Origin of the sequence: Pseudomonas sp. MPFS (genome assembly GCF_022537035.1) — a bacterium.
Classification (GTDB): Bacteria; Pseudomonadota; Gammaproteobacteria; order Pseudomonadales; family Pseudomonadaceae; genus Aquipseudomonas; species Aquipseudomonas sessilinigenes.
Genome location: NZ_CP066123.1, coordinates 3,826,518 through 3,844,076 on the forward strand (window position 1 = coordinate 3,826,518; position 17,559 = coordinate 3,844,076).

Below are 17,559 nucleotides of genomic sequence, written 5' to 3' on the forward strand. Positions count from 1 at the left end.
CCAGATTCCCTAGTAAGCTGATCGCCATCCCATCGGTATCACTGCAAGAGGCACAGATGCTGCGCACCCTGAAACACTATCCGGCGGCCCTCAACCTGTTGTTGGCCGGCACCCTGGTGCTGACCCTGGCCCGGGCGGTGACCCTGCCTTACCTGGTGATCTACCTGGCAGGCAGCTTCCAACTGGATGTCGCCGAAATCGGCCTGGTGCTGGGCAGCAGCCTGATCATCGGATCGGTGTTGAGCCTCTACGGCGGTTTCCTGGTGGACCGGATGGCCAACCATCGGTTGGTCCTGTGCTGCTGCGCGGTGTTCACCCTGGGTTTCGTCGGTAGCTTCGCCGCCCCCAGCCTCTGGTCGTTCTACCTGTGCCTGCTGGCGATCAACCTGGCCTACGCGGTGTTCGATATCGCCATCAAGGCCGGCCTTGCCCGCCAGCTCCCGGAAAACCAGCGCAGCACGGGGTTTTCCATCAAGTACACCCTGACCAACATCGGTTACGCGATCGGCCCGTTCCTCGGCGCTGGGCTGGCCAAGCTGGATATCAGCCTGCCCTTCGTGCTGTCCGCCGCCTTGGGTGGGGGGTTCTTCTGCCTGTACCTCGCCCGGGGCGAGCGAACGCCAGTCATCACCGAACCCGCCCAGCCGCCGCTGTCCTTCCTGGCCCTGGGCAAGCAATTGCTGGCGGACTACCGCCTGGTCTGCTTCACCCTGGGCGGCCTGCTCAGCGCCGTGGTCTTCGGCCAGTTCTCGGCCTATCTGTCGCAATACCTGGTGGTCACCACATCGGCCGAGGTTGCCTACACCACCATCAGCACCCTGGTGGCGACCAACGCGCTGCTGGTGATCAGCCTGCAGTACGCCATTGGCCGGCGCATCCTGCGCCAACACCTGAACCTGTGGCTGGCCACGGGCCTGGGCCTGTTCCTGCTGGGCATCGGCGGCTTCGCCCTGGCCAGCAACCTGGCGCTGTGGGTACTGGCCATGGCCGTGTTCACCCTGGGCGAGATCATCGTCTTCCCTGCCGAGTACATGTTCATCGACTGCATCGCCCCCGAGCACCTGCGCGGGCTGTACTACGGCGCACAAAACCTGTCCAACCTCGGTGGTGCCCTGGGGCCGATGCTCTGCGGCCTGGTCCTGGCCAGCCAAGCGCCCCAGGCGATTTTCTGGATGCTGGGCCTGTTCGTCGTCAGCGGCGGGCTGTTCTACTGCCTGGGCGCCGCCAACCTCGGCCAGGTGCATGCCCGGCCTGCGGACTGAAGGGTGGCGCTCAGGCAGGTGCCTGGCCCAGGTACCGGGCAATACGTAGCAACGCGCACTGGGCCGACTCGGACAAGACCAGGGGCGGCTCCTCGATCATGTACCGCAGATGCTCGAAAGCCAGGCCGGCCTCGTTATGTTCCAGGTAGTCAAGGACGATCTCCCGTCCGTGCTCCAGCCCCGCCTGGGCCAGCGCATGCTCCGGCGGCACCCGGTCGCCCAGCCGCTGGTAAGCCTGGGCCATGAGCAACGACGCCTCATCCAGCACCTGGATCAAGTCGGTTCGCCAGGGGGCTGTCGGTACAAGCATGCTCATGCACTCCTCGTTTGCTGGAAATCGCTTGTCGGGTACCGTCCGCGGAATTTGCCAACCGGCCCCTGTCACGCCGCCAGGCCTTCACAACCCCGGCTGCGCCCCGTTCCTCTGTGCATCTACCCAGCAAAGAGTGACGCCCCATGAAAAGTAGCCAATTGAGCCAGTTGATCCTCAACGACCACGCCCGCATCGAGTCGGCCATTGCCACCGGAGCCGCCTGGGAAATATGGTTCCAGGTGGAGTTCCTGATCCTGCTGTTGCGCCAGCCCCATATGAGTGCCGCCCGGGAAGTGCCCTACCCGCCACCGAACGAGAAACTGCGCCTGGATGTACTGGCGCGCCAGGGCGTCGATGAATACGCCATCGAGTTGAAGGTCGAGAGCGCCACCAACGCTGGCAAGAAACTGCTCGAAGAAATTGAGAAGGACATCCTGAAGCTGAAAAAGTACACCAAGCAAACCGTGGAGGCCCGTTGGGTGGTAGGCCTGGGCTACAGCGACGAGGGCAAGCGCGCGCTGGTTGAATATGCCAGGACCCATGACACCACCACGATCTACCAACATGCCGGAGCCATCGGCTGCATGATCGTCACGGTTCCCGAGGAAAGCCTGGGCAGTAGCCCAATGCTGATCGATTAAGGCATTTGCAGGAGCGAGGCTTGCCCGCGATGGACTTCAGGGCGCTGCGTTTATCCAGTCGATACGCACTACCGTTAACCTCCATCGCGAGCATGCTTCGCGTCTACAGGCCCTCGTCGAGGCTCGCCAGGGCCCGCCGGGTCACCTGCTCGATATAGGCCGGTTCGCCATAGATGCGCGCCAGCAGGATCGCCCCCTCGTAGTCCGCCACCAACTGCCTTCCCATGGCCAGCGCCTGCTCCGGCTCGTACCGGGTAGCGAACAGCTGGGCCAGGGCCTTGGCCCAGTCATCGAGAAAGGCCCGGATCGGCTGCATCAGCTCGCTCTTGCCGTAGGTCGCATCCACCGCGATCACCCCCATCAGGCAACCGATGGCCCCATCCTGGAACAGCTTCATGGACTTGCGTCCGATCTTTTCCAGGCGCTGGCCCGGGGTGAGCTGCTCGTCGCAAGCCACGGCGAACAAGCTTCCGGCGATGACCTGGTGGGTCTGCTCCAGCACGTCGCGCAGCAGCGATTCCTTGTTCGGGTAATGGTGATAGAACGAGGCCTTGGTCAGGCCACAGGCGGCGGCCAGGGTGTCCATGGTGGTGCCGTGATACCCCAGGCGCTTGAAGGTGCTGGCGCAGCGCTGGAGCAGTTCGTCACGGGAAATCTTCGGGGGGCGCATGGCTCATTCCTGGGCGGGATCACGGCCAGTGATTCTAAGGTATAAGCGGGCCCACCTCAATTTGACGGTTACCGAATGTTTGTTTAGTTTCAGTAACCGAACGCTTGGTCAATAACTCTCCAGGCGCTCGCTTACTCAACCAACAACGTACTTCAGGAGAACGCCAAGATGAACCAAGCCACTGGCACAACGGGCCGGGTCACCCGGGAGCAACGGGGCCAGGTGTTGTTGATCGGCCTGGACCGGGCCGCCAAGCGCAACGCCTTCGACAGCGCCATGCTCGAGGACCTGTCCCGGGCCCTGGGCGAATACGAGCGCGACGAACAACTGCGCTGCGCGGTACTGTTCGCCCACGGCGAGCACTTCACCGCCGGGCTGGACTTGATGGAGCTGACGCCGAAGCTGGCCAGCGGCGGCATCGCCTACCCCGAAGACGGCATCGACCCCTGGGGCGTGGTCGGGCCCCGGCGCAACAAACCGGTGGTGACTGCGGTACAGGGCGCCTGCTGGACCGCCGGCATCGAGCTGCTGCTCAACGCCGATATCGCCATCGCCGCCAGCAATGCACGCTTCGCCCAGCTGGAAGTGCTGCGCGGCATTTCCCCGGCCGGCGGCGCCACACTGCGCTTTCCCCGGGTGGCCGGCTGGACCCGGGCCATGCGCTACATGCTCACCGGCGAGGAATTCGATGCGGCCACGGCCCTGGACATGGGCCTGCTGGTGGAAGTGGTGGCCCCCGAACAACTGCTGGCCCGGGCCATCGACTATGCCGAGCGCATCGCCAGGGCTGCGCCGCTGGCGGTCAGGGCGACCTTGCAGTCGGCCTTCCTCGCCCTGGAGCAGGGAGATGAAGCGGCCCTGGCCCAGCTCAATCCGCAGCTCATGCAGCAGGTTCGCAGCGAAGACGCTCGCGAGGGGGTGATGGCCATGCTACAAAAACGCCAGCCGGTATTCCTGGGTCGTTGAACCGCCCTGCCCATCCCGAACCTCTGCCTCAAGGAGGCTTGTCTTGAACATTGCAGTCCGTGCCGATCAGCCGTCCGTCAACAGCGAGCCGTTGACCCTGGTGGCCGCCGATGGCTATCGCCTGAGCGCCCTGCGCTACCCGGCCATCGGCGCCGCCAGGGGCAATCTGCTCCTGGCCAGCGCCGCCGGCGTCCAGCAACGCTTCTACCGGCGCTTCGCCGAACATGCCGCGCGTCGCGGTTTCAACGTGCTGACCCTGGACTACCGGGGTATCGGCCAATCCCGCGCCGGGAGCCTGAAGGGGTTTGCCATGTCCTTCCTGGACTGGGCCTACCAGGACCTGGCCGCGGCGGTGGAACTGCTGCGCCACGAAACGCTGCCGCTGTACTGGGTCGGGCACTCCTTCGGCGGCCACGCCTTCGGCCTGCTACCCAACCACCAGGCCGTCAGCGCCTGCTACAGCCTGGGTAGCGGCGCCGGCTGGAGCGGCTGGATGCACTGGCGCGAGGCACTGAAAATGCGCCTGCTCTGGAAGCTCATCCTGCCACCGCTGGTGGCGTACAAGGGCTATATGGCCTGGAGCCTCCTGGGCATGGGCGAGGACCTGCCGCTGGGGGTCTACCGCGACCTCAAGCGCTGGTGCGAATACCCGCACTACTACTTCGACGACCCGCAGATGGCCCACCTGGCCGAGCGCTACGCCAGCGTACGCACGCCCTGTCTGTTCGCCACCTCGGTGGACGATCCCTGGGCCCCGCCGCGCTCGCTGGATGCCTTCGCCAAGGGCTACTGCAACGCCCCCATGACCCGGCTCGATCTCAAGCCGCCAGCCGGCGCCCGCCCCTATGGCCACATGGGCTACTTCCGCGACGATGCCCAGCCTCTGTGGGACGACATTCTCGACTGGCTGCTGGACCATCCCGGCCAGCCCCCAGCCTGATCCGGACAAAAAAAGGGGCGATCGACGATCGCCCCAAGCGTGACTACCACAAGAAAACCTATAGCGTCAGTTGCTTGCGCTCCTCTTCGGTCAGGCGGGCTCGCGCCTGGTCGTTGAGCGGCCCGGCGCCCAGCACCTGCACCGGGCTGTCCGGGTTATAGGCCGGGGCATGGCTGGCTTCCTCCCGCGCACGCTCCACCTGCTCGGAGCCAAAACCCAGCACCTCCACGGTCACGATGGACGCCCGGCCCTGCCTCGCGGCTGTCTGCTGGTTGCGCACCGCATCTTGCGCAGCCTGGGAAGCCGCCGAGCCTGCTGCACTGGCCGAGGTCATGGCACTGGTGTTGACCGTCGCGGTCACCGGGATCCCCGAGGATTTGCCCTGGGTCTGGATATTCGCGGCGTTGACCACTTGCAAGGCTGCGACGTTGACGCTACCCGAAACCCGGATCCCCGCCTCGCCGGCATCGACCGTACCCAAAGGAGCGATCAGGTCGATATCCCCCGACGGCACTTCGGGAATCGGTGCCAGGGTCGCGATCCCCGCGCCCGTACTGGGCACCGATGGCGACAGGCTGACGTTGCCCCAGTTGTCGTAGACCCGCTTGGGCGGGGTGTAGACCACGGTGGTCTTGGAACCCCGGCCGGCGTTGATGTCGCCCTCGGCCGACCAGCCCATGATGGCCCCGCCGAAGGTGGTCATGATCCGGCTCTGCCCCAGCAGGATGCTGCCCAGGGAGTACAGCTGGATGTCCCCGGCGCCTTGGGTGATGATCCCCGCCGAAGCCGGTGGCGCGTCGCCTTCGATACCAAAGGTCTGGCTGCCGCCCGGCGTCAGCATCTGGATCTTGCCACCAAAGTTGGTATGTACCCCGGAACCACCGAACAGGGTGATATCGCCCTTGTAGGTGATCGGGTTGCCGGCCACGTCGGTCTGCGGGAACAACGCGGCAATGGCCGCCCGGCCCCGGGCGTAGCTGCCCTGGCGTACCCCACCCTCTTGGTTGTACTCGCGGCCAGCGGCCTTGAGCTCGGCAAAATACACATCCCGGGCGAACACCCGCTGCTGTTCCGCCGGCAAGGCCGCGTAGTAGGCCCGGGCCTGGGCAGCACTGCCAACGAAACCGAAGCTTTCGGCCAGCCAGGCCAGCAACTCGCTCTCGTAGGTCTTGGCCACTCGCTTGCCAACCAGGGATTCGCCGCTACCGGCCAGGTTGGCCGGGTCGAGGTAGGCCTCGACGAAGCGTCGGTAATCCGGCCCGCTGGCCCCAACCCCGGCCTGCATCACGATGCTCGCCCCCGGGCGGCTGTCCCCCGGTGCCAAGGCGCCGAGGCTGGTGACGCTGACCTTGTCCTCCATCAGGATGTTGCGCCCCGCCGTCAGCTCCAGGGTACCGGGGCCGGCGACGTTGAAGTTGCTGTAGAGAACGTCGCGCCCGGCACTGACGATGGAGATATCGCTGGGGTTGTCGTGGATGAACAGGTTGCCCGTGAAAGTGTAATTACCAAGGTCGTTAGTTCCTCCTTGAGCACCGCCCGGTGAGGTTCCACTGCTGACGATATCGCGCCCGGCCATCATCCATACCGGACCGCCACCCTCATAACGAGTCTGACCGAAGCGTGAATCGGTATAAGTGGTGAACACCAGGCTACGACCACTGCCGACCGCCAGCAGATCGCCCTTGAGTGCGTAAAAGCGCGCCGGGCCGCTATTGCGTCGCCAGCCACCCGTGGCCGAAGGAGAACCGAAAGTGAACAGTGGATAGCTATCGCCGACAAGGTTCGCATCCGCGGACAGGTTGCCCATCCCGCGGATCAGCACTCCGCTCCCATTCCACGCTGCATAGGCCGGGTTGAAGGGTGTCGCCAGGGTCGTAGGCGCGGCAAAAGACTGGTTGATGGACAGGTTCCCGCCATAGATCGAATCCCCCGCCAACAACTGCAGCTGGCTGTTGTTCGAAGGCGCCAGCACCAGGGTCGAGCGGTTGTTGTTCACCGTACCGACCCCTTTCGCGCTGCCGTAGTACAGGCTGCCGCTGGCGGCCGTTACCCGCAGGATCGACGGATAAACGACGGCGAGATCGGTTTCCACCGCCGTCATCATCGGCGTGGCATTGCCGCCTGCGGAATACAGGTCGATGGCGGTGCGGTCGGTCCACAGGGAGAACCAGGTTTTCCCGGAGCCCTGGATACCCTCCAGGGCATAACCGTTCATCAACGAGGTGCGTCCCGGATCGATCACGCCTTGCAGTACCAGGTCACCGCGGGTCGACAGATTGAAAGTGGCATCGCCCGGCACCAGGGTGATCCCCCCTGCCGCCAGGGCCGTAGTGGCCCGTACAGGATCGAAGGCCCGGGTTTCTCCCGCGCTGCGGTCTTCCGGACGGCTGCCATAGTGCAGGTCCAGGCTGCCCACCGAAGCCCCGAGCACCTGGGCATTGCCGCGCAGATTCAGCAGTACGCCGTCAGTCTGGCTTTGCTTGGTGAGGCTGCTGCCTGGGTTCAGGCCGCCACCCACCTCAAAGCGCAGGTCTCCGCCACCGGTCAATTGCAGTCCGCCATCGGCGGTGACCCTGCCGGTGCTGCCGACCGCCAGCACCAGCCCCTGGGTGCGTGGGTTGGCCGATCGTTCCAGCACGCTGCCGGCCAGCGGTTTCAGCACGCCGGCATCGCCGGCCACCCGCACATCGAGGTTGCCGCCGCCCAGGGTGCCGAAACCGGTAAAGCCCACCAACTGGTCGGCGGTGGCGGTGGAGGTGTAGCTGCCGAAGTTGATCCACCAGGCCGTCGGCAAGGACTGCCCTCCCCCCTGGCGCCACAACCAGTTGCCGACCTGGGTCGAGTCATGGCCGCTGTCCTTGGGATTGGGCCGGGCCTGGGACTCCGCGGCGGTATCCACGATGTTGCCGGTCAGGTTGCCGCCGACCCGCAGGCTCAGGTTGCCACCCCCATCGGGATACCAGGCGCGGTACAGGCTTTCGCTACCGCCATCGACGAACTTCTCGAAGTAGCTGTTCACGTCGTTGAGCACCGTGGTGCCCCGCCCTGGAGCCTTGGCCTGGTTGTAAGGAGAACCTGGCGCAGTGGCCAGTGACGAAGTACCCGCGGTGTAAACCCCATACAGCGAGTCCATGCTCAGGTTGCCGGCACTGAGCAGTTCCAGATCGCCAGTCCCGGTGCGGATCACACTGAAGCGGGTACTGCCCGGCATCGGGGCATACTCCTTGTTGCTCAAGGAGATGCAATAGGCCGGGGACGCAGCACAAAAGTCACTGATGCTGCCCAGGCCCAGGTCGTCGAGGACCTTCTGGTCGATAGGGTCGCCCTCCTTGACCACGACGCCCAGGTCCGCCAGGTCGTGTACGACCAGGGCGCTCCAGCCGTAGTTGACCCTGATTGCGCAGTAGACAGGGCTGGCACCACAGAAGTCGTCGATCGAACCCATGCCCAGGTCGTCGAGGAGCTTCTGGTCCACTGGATCGCCAAGCTTGACATCGATCCCCATGGCCGCGAGGTCGTTGACCGCGTCCTGGGTCCAGGTCTGTACGCCCTTGGCCGGCACCTCCTTGGCGAACATGCCGTAGTGACTGTCGGCCAAATGCAGGTCGCCCTGGCTCGGATTGGCTTGCAGGATGCGGCTGTCGGCCGCCTCGGTATCCCCCCCGGCCACCAGGCGCAGGGACCAGGACTGCGAGCCCTCGGCGAGCATCGGCGCAATGGCCCAGAGCTTGCCCTGGCGCCCCACCTCCTCCGTACGCAAGGCGATGGAGCTGATGCCGTCCGGCAGCTTGACGTTGGTGCCGGAAGGAATCAGCGCGCCTTTGGCCAACGGCTGGCTGCCATCGAGCAACACCTGGCCGCCAACGGCCGTTGGCAGGCCCACGCCCTTGGGCCAGGTCATGGCCTTGACCTGGGTGTTCTGGGCCAGCAGGCTGCCGGCCTCGAGCTGGGTCCCGGCGTCCAGGGTCTGGGCTTCGCCGAGCAGGGTCCCGGCGGCGAACAGCAAGTTGCCGGCGGCATCACGGATGGCCGCTGCCAGTACGGTGCCGGCCGGCAGGACCAGGCTCTGGTCGAGGATCGCGGTCACCGGCAAGCGGGTACCTGCCGCCAGGGTCAGGCCCTTGATCGGCAGGTCATAGTTGAGGGTCGCGCCGGTGGGGAAGCTGGTGCCATCGGCCAGGGTCACCCCGGTGCCCGGCACGATGATGTTGCCACCGGTGAAGTCCACGCCTGGCAACAGCACCCAGCCCTTGTCGTCCACGGTCTGCGGTGGCGGGGCGAAGCCGTCGTTGATGCTGCCGTAGATACTCAGCTCGCCACCGGCGCGCAACACCAGGGCTCCGACCTCGCCTGAGCCATACACCGAAGTCTTCTGGCTGTGGGGGTTGACGCTGGCATAGCGGTAGCCGGACAGGTCCAGGTCGCCCTGCACCACCAGGTCGCCGTCAGGGGTCTTGCTGACGATCTGGACCCCGGGGCGCAGGTGGAAGGCGGCGGCATAACCTGCGTTGTTCAGCCCGGCCAGCTTGTTCTGCATCAGGTCGCTGTTCTGCAGGGCCGCGTTGATAAAGGCGCTGCTCAGCTGGTGCTTCTGGTCCAGGTAATCCTGGGTGATTTCCTGATAGGGACGGCCGCTGGCGGCATCGTTCTTCTGCGGCGCATCGTCATAGCTGACCATGCCGTTGACCGCGATCGAGCGCGCACCCTGGATATCCAGGCGGCCTCGGGCATCGATGGCAATATCGTCGCTGCTGCCGTCGGGCTTGAATATCCGTGGGGCATTGAGCTCCAGGGTGCCACGGCTGCGGCCGTCGTTTTGTCCCGCAGCGCCACCGACCGCCACCTCCGTGCCATGGCGCAGGTCGATGCGCGCGCCCTCGGCCAGGGTCAACTGGCCCTTGCCAGACCCCAGCACCACCGTGGCGCGGTTGGGCGCATCGATGATCTTGCCGTAGCTGTCCACCCGCAGCTTGCTGCCATGGGCATCGAGCACCGCGCCGGAGTCCAGGGCCAGGCCCTTGCCGGCCGCCAGGTTGATGCTGCCGACCCGCTCGCCACTGGCGTCCACCAGTCCATTGACCCGCAGGCTGCCGTTATCCAGGGAGACGTTGATGCTGTTGGCCTTCAGGCCATTGCCGATGGTCAGGTCGCCCTGCTTGAGCTGGAAGCTGCGCGCGCCATACACCTGGCCCTGGTTCAGGCGCTGGTTGAGGGCAGCGAACTGCTCGTCCAGGGTACCGCTGCTACCCAGGCGCTGGGCCTGGATTTCCACCGCGCCACCCAGGTACGGCACCCGGGTACCGCCGGCATCGTAAGAGCCGCTGCTGGCGCCAAGGATCTTGCCCGCCAGGTCCACCAGGCCGGCACCACTGTCCAGGGCCACCGCGCGCAATTTGCCGGCCTGGTTGTTCTGCGCCGACAGGTCGATGCTCGAACCCGCCGCCTGCAATACATTGCCAGTACGGCTCTGCAGCAGCACCTCACCGCCGGCTCCGTACTTGGTCAGATCGTTGAAGGCGATGGCACGCCCGGCCACATCGATCAGCCCAGTGTCGGTGAGCTGCACATCGCCACGGGCATCCAGGGTCACCTTGCCGCTGGGCAGGACCACGGCGCTGGCCAGGCGGATGCTGTCACCGCTCAAGGACAACTCGGCGCCCTGGCCATTGGCCTGGCCACGAGGGCCGGCCGTGGCCCCGATATCGATGGCGCCACCGGCCGTGATGCGATTCACCGAACCGGCTTCGCCGGTCATCAACGGCGTGCGGATAGTCAGGTTGCCACCGCTGTAGGTAAAACCCTTGAGCGGATCGTAGGCACCCTGGCTCTGGTACACCGCGAGGCTGCCCTTGTGGTTGGCAGTGATGCGCTGGCTGGCGTTGAGGTTGACGTTGGCGAACCCCAGGGCCAGGCGATCGAAAGTCTTGGTGGTGCTTGGCTGGGCGAAGGCACCGTAGCCGAACTCGATGCGCTCGGCGTTGATATCCAGGCGCCCACTGCCCGTCCCGGCGCCGCCGGCCACCACCGCCCCGGCCGGATTCACAGCCCCCTGCCAGATCAGGTTGGCGGTGTGGATAGTGGCCACGTCATTGGCGCCACCGGCGCCGTAGATGGCCGGAGTCGAGAGCATGAGGTTGCTCAGCAACGATTTGCCGGTCACCGGATCGTAGGTATCCAGGCCCGCACTGCCGTAGAAGTTGAAGCTATCCCGGGCCGAGAGTTGCAGGGTCTCCAGGGCCGGGGCGCCGAACTGGGTATCGCCGCGCAACAGGCGATCCAGCACTTGCTGGGTCAGGGTCATGCCGGCCGGCAGGCGATTACCCGCGGCTGCCGCAGCCAGGGCTTCGGGGCTGCCCACATTGATGCTGCTCAAGCCCAGGTTCAGGTGCCGGGTGCCATAGCGTACCTGGTCGCCCAGCTCGAAGGTCTTGTCGGTCAGGGCAACGATGCTGCCCTCGGAGTACAGCGCGGTTTGTCCGGCGCAAAGGCTGGTGCTGCAGCTACCCACCCGGATACCGCCACTGGACTGCTGGGTCGCAGGCGCACTCACCCCATTGAGCAAGCCATTGGACACCGCCAGCATGTTGCCCACCTGGTAAACGAAGCCATCCCGCGCGTCATAGCTGGCCTTGCCACGGCCGATGGTGTTGATCGAGGCGCCCTGCTCTACCAGGATCTTGCCGGTGTTGGCCACCAGGAACACCTCCGGCGCCGCCAGGACCGTGCCCTGGCGCAGGATGATCGAGCCATTGCTGGTGCTGGTGCCCTCGGCCAGGCTGATGAGGTTACCGCTCTGGCCGTACTTGACCAGGGTCAGGCCGCCGAGCATCAGGCGGGCAGCACCCAGGGCATTGAGGCTGTCGGCATCCAGGGTGATCCCGGTAAACCCGTCAGTGGCCGACTGCCCGGCCTTCACCACTTCGATGCCGTCACCATCGCTCCTGCTCAATACCGAAACAGTACCGCCAAAGCCTCCCGCTGCGGCCTCGAAACGGCCAGTACCCTGGAAGGAAAACGCCTCGGTTCCGGCACCGGTTTCCAGCGCCAGCTTCAGGGTCTTGGCATCTACCGGCAATAGCGGCCGTGGCACGCCGAGCCTGGCCGCGTCGGCCATGGCGAACTGCGCGTAGCTGGTCTCGTTGTACTGCGAATAACGACGCAAGGTATCGGCCGAGGTCAGGATCAACTGGCTGGCGATACTGTTGCCGATCCCGGTGTTGGCGATGGACAAGCGCCCGGCGGTGGCCCAGGAACCATTGCGCATCTGCTGGGCTGAGCCCTCGCTGCCAAGTCCCGCCAGGCCGTTGATCTCCACACGGAAGGCCCCCGGCATCAGGGCGTAGGTGGACGGCATCAGGGTATAGGTACCCGCCGCCAGCCCCGGAACCCCGGCACCAATGGTCACCTGCTGGCCGATCATCGGGTCCACCGCGCCGCCTTCCGGTGCCACCGGCGCGTAGCCGGGTTGGGTGCCGGGGACAATGGCGTAGATCGGGTTGCTGGCCAGGCCCGGCAGGACCAGGCCGCCGTTGGTGCCGATCTGCACCAGTGGGTTGTAGCGAGCATCGGTGGAGCCGCCACGGCCGGAGATGAAGCCAGCGCCCAGCAACTCGCCACCACCGGACAGGTCCAGGGTCGCCCCTTGCTGCACCTTCACCGACTTGCCGCCCAGGATCACGCCGACGCTCAGCTCGCTGTTTTCATTGACCATCCCGCCCTGGCCCACGAAGTTCACGGTCTTGCCGTTGTACTGGTAGAGCTGGCCATCGACGGTACCGCCATAAGGCAGCACCAGGCCCTTGCCGCTGACCGAGGTCAGGCTGCCCGGTAGCAATTGGACTTTGCTGCTGCCCAGGTTGCCGATCTCGATCAGGCCCAGGGGCGCGCGCAGCACGCCGCCCTGCTTGATGGTCGCGGCGCCCAGTTGCAGGCGGCCGAAGGCCGAGTACGGCACGGCCAGGTCAGCGTTGCCATTACGCGCGATAGTGAGGGTCCGTGTCGGATCGAATGCGAGGCCTGCAAAATCGTACTTGTAACCGGCGATCACCCGTGCCCCGACCTCAGTGCCCGGATACAGCTGCGCAGCGCGCAGGGTCATATCGCCCTGGGTCAACAGCTGGGTGCTGATGCCCTTGGCAATCACATCGGTGCCGACACCGGCGAGGAAACGCAGGTCGCCCTGGCTGTCGAGCTGGACGTGATCGAAGCCACGGCGCTCGATGTTCACCAGGCTGCTGTCGGCTAGGCGCAAGTCGCCCTTGCTGCCGAACATCACGTTGCCACGTACATCGATCAGGCTGCCAGCGGCGCTGAACAGCGCCTGGGTGGCGCGTTCCGACGGCCTGCTGATGGACACCACCGGGCGAACATACTGGTCCTTGGCCTCCAGCGGCGCGAGGATGCCCGCCAGCAACAAGTAAGGCGCCGACAGCTTGACCCGAGTCTTGGCCGCGGCATCTTCCGCCAGGCTCAGGGCGCCGCTGTACAGGCGCAGGCTCTGGGCCAGGTTCAGCGACACATCGCCATCGAAGCTCAACAGGCCGTTGCTCAGCAAGGCCAGGTTGTCGAAGCCGCCGGCCGCCACCTGATCCGCACCGAGGCGGCCATGGCCATACTCCAGAGCGCTGGCCGCAGACTCTGGCGATCCGGGCAGGACGTTGGCCTGGTGAGTCTGGCTGAGTACCAATTCGCGGGCCTTGAGCACCCGGTCGGTCACCGCGTTCTTGGTGTAGTACGGACTCTCCAGGGCCACGGACAAACTACCGCCTGCCGCGCCAGTACCACCCGCTCGGGCGACGAAGCTGCCGTCCAGGTAAAGGCCATTGTTGGAAGCGAAGCTGATGCTGCCGCCCTGGCTGGCCACCTGCACCCGGCCTTGACCGGGAATGTCCAGGGCCGCCTGGGTACCCGATGCATCCAGCCGCGCGCCATCGCGCACCACCACGAACAGGTCACTGGCCTTGGCGATGCCCGTGGCCAGGTTGATCTCGCCGCCGATGGAAATCTTGCCGCCATTGCGCACCTGGCCGTAGCTGCGCCCCTGGCTGTCCACCGCGCTTACCGCCCGGGCCGCGACATCGATGAGCGCCTGCTCGGCGACCCAGATCGAGCGCCCATGGCCTGCGGCATTGGCCGCCTCGGAACTGGCCACCGTGAGGCCACCCAGGCTGACGCTACCGCCCCAGGCATTGAGGGTACCGCTCAGGGTCAACTGACCGACGCTGCGCAGGTTGATGGCCTGGCCGGGATCGACACTGATCACCGCGCCCTTGCCGACCTCGAGCGCGGTGCTCGCCAGTTGCGCCCCGGTGGAATACTGGTTGCCGGCGGTCAGGGTCAATCCGGCGCCACGGCGCTGGGTCAGCACGCTCTTGGCCGGATCTTCCTGGTACAGGTCCGGCAGCCAACGCTCCAGCACGCTGCCCGGATCGCTCCCGGTGACGGCATTGGTGGCCTGGGAGCCAAAGCGATAGATCGGGACATTGACCTCGACCTTGGCGCCGTCGGCCACCTTCAGCCCTTCATTACCCGTGATGTCATAGGCCGAGAAACCTTTGTTGAAGAAGTCTTGCGCCAGTTGCACGGTGCCCGCCTCGGGCACGGTGCTGCCGGCACCGATCAGTACCTTGTGTGCCTGCAGCGCCAGGGTGCCGCCGCCGTTGACACCATAACCGCGCAGCTCCCCGGACAAGTCCAGCTTGCCGTCCGCCGCCAGGGTCACGTCGCCGCCCTTGCCACCTGTGGTCTTGCCATCGAAGCCGATGGTCGCGCCGGAGCCGGCATCCACCAGGGAGGTGCTGGCCAGGTTGAGGTCGCCGCTGCTGCGCAGCGACACCTTGCCGCCGTTGATAAAGGGCACGCCAAGGTTGTTCGAGGGGTCCAGGACCAGGTTGTTCCAGCGCCCGGAGGCATCCAGCTTGATCCCGCTGGCCACATCGACCCGAGCCTGGGCATTGCCGGTAGGCGCCAAGATCACGTCACCGACCACGAAGTTGCGGTTGACATCCACCTGGTTCAGCACGTTACCAGCGTTGATGCTGCCGCCATGGGCCGTGAGGTTGGCGTTGATCTTGACCTGGGGACCGAACAGGGTGATGTCGCCGCCGTCGGCCACGCTCAACGCGCCGTTGACCTGGATCTGTTGCCGGGCGCCGACCTTGATCGCCCCCAGCTGTTGGGCATTGAGCTGGTCGCTGTCGAGCACCAAGCGCCCCTGGCGGTCGGCGGGCAAGGCGCTGCCCAGGTCCAGGCCATCGGCGATCTTCTGCTGGTTAGCCGCGATCAGCACCTGGCCCACGGTGGGGGTCAGGGCATAGCGCAGGGTGCCATTGGCCTTGTTGTAGATCGGCGTGTAGTTGCCGATGATCAGTTGCGCCCGCTGGGCCGCGGCCTTGTGGGACTGTTGGTAGCCATCGAGATTGACGTTGGGCACCTGGGTCTGGCGGTCGCCCTTGTACACATCGCTGAGCAGTTGCCCCTCGAGCACCGCGTTGCCGGTGCCGATCACCAGCTTGCCGGCATCACGGCCCACCGTGTAGCCCGCCTCGTAGCGCTGCTGCTGGGCGATCAGCGGGTTGTAGTAATAGTCGGTGCGGCCCCAGCGCGGGCTGCTGTCCACATAGCCCTTGTAGATCCCGGTGTAGAGCAGGTCTCCCGGGGCCCGGGACACTTCATACAGGCGCCCGTCCACGCCCTTGAGCCAGGTCTGCTGGATGTAGCCGTCCTGCACGTCCACCGTGCCACCGGACAGGTTCAGCTGAGCACCGGACTGAGTCACCACCTCCTTGCCGGTGAACGTCAGAGTGCCGCCCTGGGCCATCCACTCACCGACGTTATGCCGCTGGGTGCCCAGGTAGCCGCCCACTTCCAGCAGGCCACCGGCGGTGTACCAGCGATCGGTGGCGTAGCCATTGGTGCCGGCCGGCACGAACACCAGCTCTCGCAGGTCGACCCAGACATCGCTGTTGATCAGCTTGCCGCTATCGCGGTTGCCCGCCGAATCACGCTGCTCATTGCCCTGGACGTTGACTTTGACGTTGTTGGACTCCATCGCCACCTTGACCCCGAGGGCGCCGGCGACATCGATCACCGCACCGTCGCGCACCAGGCTGCGCTGGCCGGCGCTGACCGCTACCTGGCCGCCGGTGGCCAGGGTGATGGAGCCCCTCTGGAAATCCACGGTGCCACCGCTGACGATCTCCACCCGGGACTGGTCGGTACGGTCGGCAACGCTGCTGAGGTTGTTGAACTGGCCGGTGATCAGGTTGGTCGGGCTGCCGTCGAGGTTGCCCAGGCCACTGTTGCGCTGGCTGTCCAGGGCGGTATTGCCGCTGCTGTCCAGGAGAATCGCCGTGGTGCTGCCCTGCCCCAGGGTCACGCTACCCGTGCTGTCGCTGGCGGCATTGAGCAAGTGGATAGTGCCCCGGGTATCTACCGAGGTGCTGGCCAGGGCCACGCCGTTCTGCAGCACCTGGTGCCCGGTCAGGGTGATGTCGCCGGTGGAGGCCATGATCAACCCACTGTTGCTGACCTTGCCTGCGCTACTGCCGGGCTTGAGCGAGGTAGCCACTTCATTGCCACGGGTGGTGGAGCGCTGGTTGCCCTCGGTCCCCACCCCGCGGCGGATGTAGAAACTGTCGCCCGCAGCCAGGGCGGTCTGGCCCTTGGCGGTGACGATGGTCCCGGCGTTCTCCACCTCCGAGCCCAGCATCAGGACATAGCCACCGGCGTCGGTGGAGGTCGCCGGGGCGTGGGTCTGGATCAGCGCCCCACCCTGGACCTGGACCTTGCCTGCCGCATCGCTGAAGGTCGGCTGGGTACCGCTGGCATCCACATAGAGCCCACGCTTGCTGAACTGCTCGTCGCTGATGGTCGCCGCGGCCGCCACCAGGTTACGCACGTTGACCTGGCTGGTACCGCTGAAGATCACCCCGTTGCGGTTCATGATCATCACCGTGCCGGCACCCTTGATCTGCCCCTGGATCTCGCTGGGCCGACCATTGGGGTCATTGATCTTGTTCAGCAGCGCCCAATTGGACTGCTGCTGGAAGTCCACCGTGGTATTGCGCCCGACGTTGAAGGTCTCCCAGTTGAGGATGGCCTTGTCGGCGGTTTGTTCGATGGTCACCGTGGTCTTGCCGCCGGACTGGCTCTGCACCGGGCCCTTGGCGTTGATCCAGCCCTGGGTCAGGCTGTTGTCGACCTTGAGCCCGCCCTGGCCAAGGCCGTCGGGAATGCGGCTGACCGTGCCGAGCGCGGCCTGGCGAGCGGCGGCCTGGGCCGCTTGTTGGGCGGCGATGGCCGCCACCGTGGAGTTGAGGTTGCCCAGGGAACGCTGCAACTGCTGGTTGACCTGGGCCTGCTGGGACAACGGTGGCGGCATGCCCGGCACCTGGGCACCGGGCCGCGCCACGGTGGCCGCCTGGGAGGCGCCCTTGTCGGCGAACCAGCCGGAACTGAACGCCGGGGCTGCGTGGGCACTGCCGGCCATGAGCAACAGGGCGATGGCCTGGGCCAGGGGCTTGAGCCGCAGGATCGGCGCCTGGGAGTCCAGGCCAGGGGTATTAACCGGTGGTTTGCAGCGAACCATTACTACTCATCCTTTGTTATGACGCCCAGGGGTGCGCGACGCTGTACGGCCCAGGGCGCGCGTCACTGCTCTAGGGGATAGGCCGTTGTCGGGGGATGCGACCGAACTGATGTCATGGAAAATTCATCTGTGCGGTGTAGGGCTCGATGACCAGCGACGAAAACGCCCTTCGCCGATC

General features: G+C 65.8%; 7 protein-coding genes. 4 read left to right on the top strand and 3 right to left on the bottom strand.

The features are described from left to right. The first annotated feature begins 56 nt into the window (after positions 1-56). On the top strand, positions 57-1,262 hold the full coding sequence (locus tag I9018_RS17450; RefSeq protein ID WP_241107004.1) for an MFS transporter: 1,206 nt from the start codon (positions 57-59) through the stop codon (positions 1,260-1,262). Between the two features lie 10 nt (positions 1,263-1,272). Here I9018_RS17450 and I9018_RS17455 read toward each other — a convergent pair whose 3' ends face one another. Further along, a complete protein-coding gene (locus tag I9018_RS17455) occupies positions 1,273-1,578 on the bottom strand; it encodes a MafI family immunity protein (protein ID WP_241107005.1) in 306 nt (101 codons plus the stop codon). A 140-nt stretch (positions 1,579-1,718) separates the two neighbouring features. Between I9018_RS17455 and I9018_RS17460 the strand changes: the two genes are divergently transcribed. Next, positions 1,719-2,216, top strand: coding sequence for a hypothetical protein (locus tag I9018_RS17460; protein WP_068587138.1), 498 nt, complete (start codon positions 1,719-1,721; stop codon positions 2,214-2,216). A gap of 103 nt (positions 2,217-2,319) precedes the next feature. On the opposite strand, the gene I9018_RS17465 is transcribed toward I9018_RS17460, so the two are convergent. After that, positions 2,320-2,886 (bottom strand): TetR/AcrR family transcriptional regulator, encoded by a 567-nt coding sequence (locus tag I9018_RS17465; RefSeq protein ID WP_068587139.1) that lies wholly within the window; start codon positions 2,884-2,886, stop codon positions 2,320-2,322. Positions 2,887-3,054: 168 nt separating this feature from the next. Here I9018_RS17465 and I9018_RS17470 point away from each other — a divergent pair, with 168 nt between their 5' ends. Together I9018_RS17470 and I9018_RS17475 are read left to right on the top strand one after the other, a co-directional pair. Further along, on the top strand, positions 3,055-3,852 hold the full coding sequence (locus I9018_RS17470; protein ID WP_241107006.1) for a crotonase/enoyl-CoA hydratase family protein: 798 nt from the start codon (positions 3,055-3,057) through the stop codon (positions 3,850-3,852). Positions 3,853-3,895: 43 nt separating this feature from the next. Continuing rightward, positions 3,896-4,792 carry an alpha/beta fold hydrolase gene (locus tag I9018_RS17475; protein ID WP_241107007.1) on the top strand — a complete coding sequence of 299 codons (897 nt, stop codon included), beginning with the start codon at positions 3,896-3,898 and terminating at the stop codon, positions 4,790-4,792. Positions 4,793-4,850: 58 nt separating this feature from the next. On the opposite strand, the gene I9018_RS17480 is transcribed toward I9018_RS17475, so the two are convergent. Then, positions 4,851-17,381 carry a filamentous haemagglutinin family protein gene (locus I9018_RS17480; RefSeq protein ID WP_241107008.1) on the bottom strand — a complete coding sequence of 4,177 codons (12,531 nt, stop codon included), beginning with the start codon at positions 17,379-17,381 and terminating at the stop codon, positions 4,851-4,853. Between the last annotated feature and the right edge of the window lie 178 nt (positions 17,382-17,559).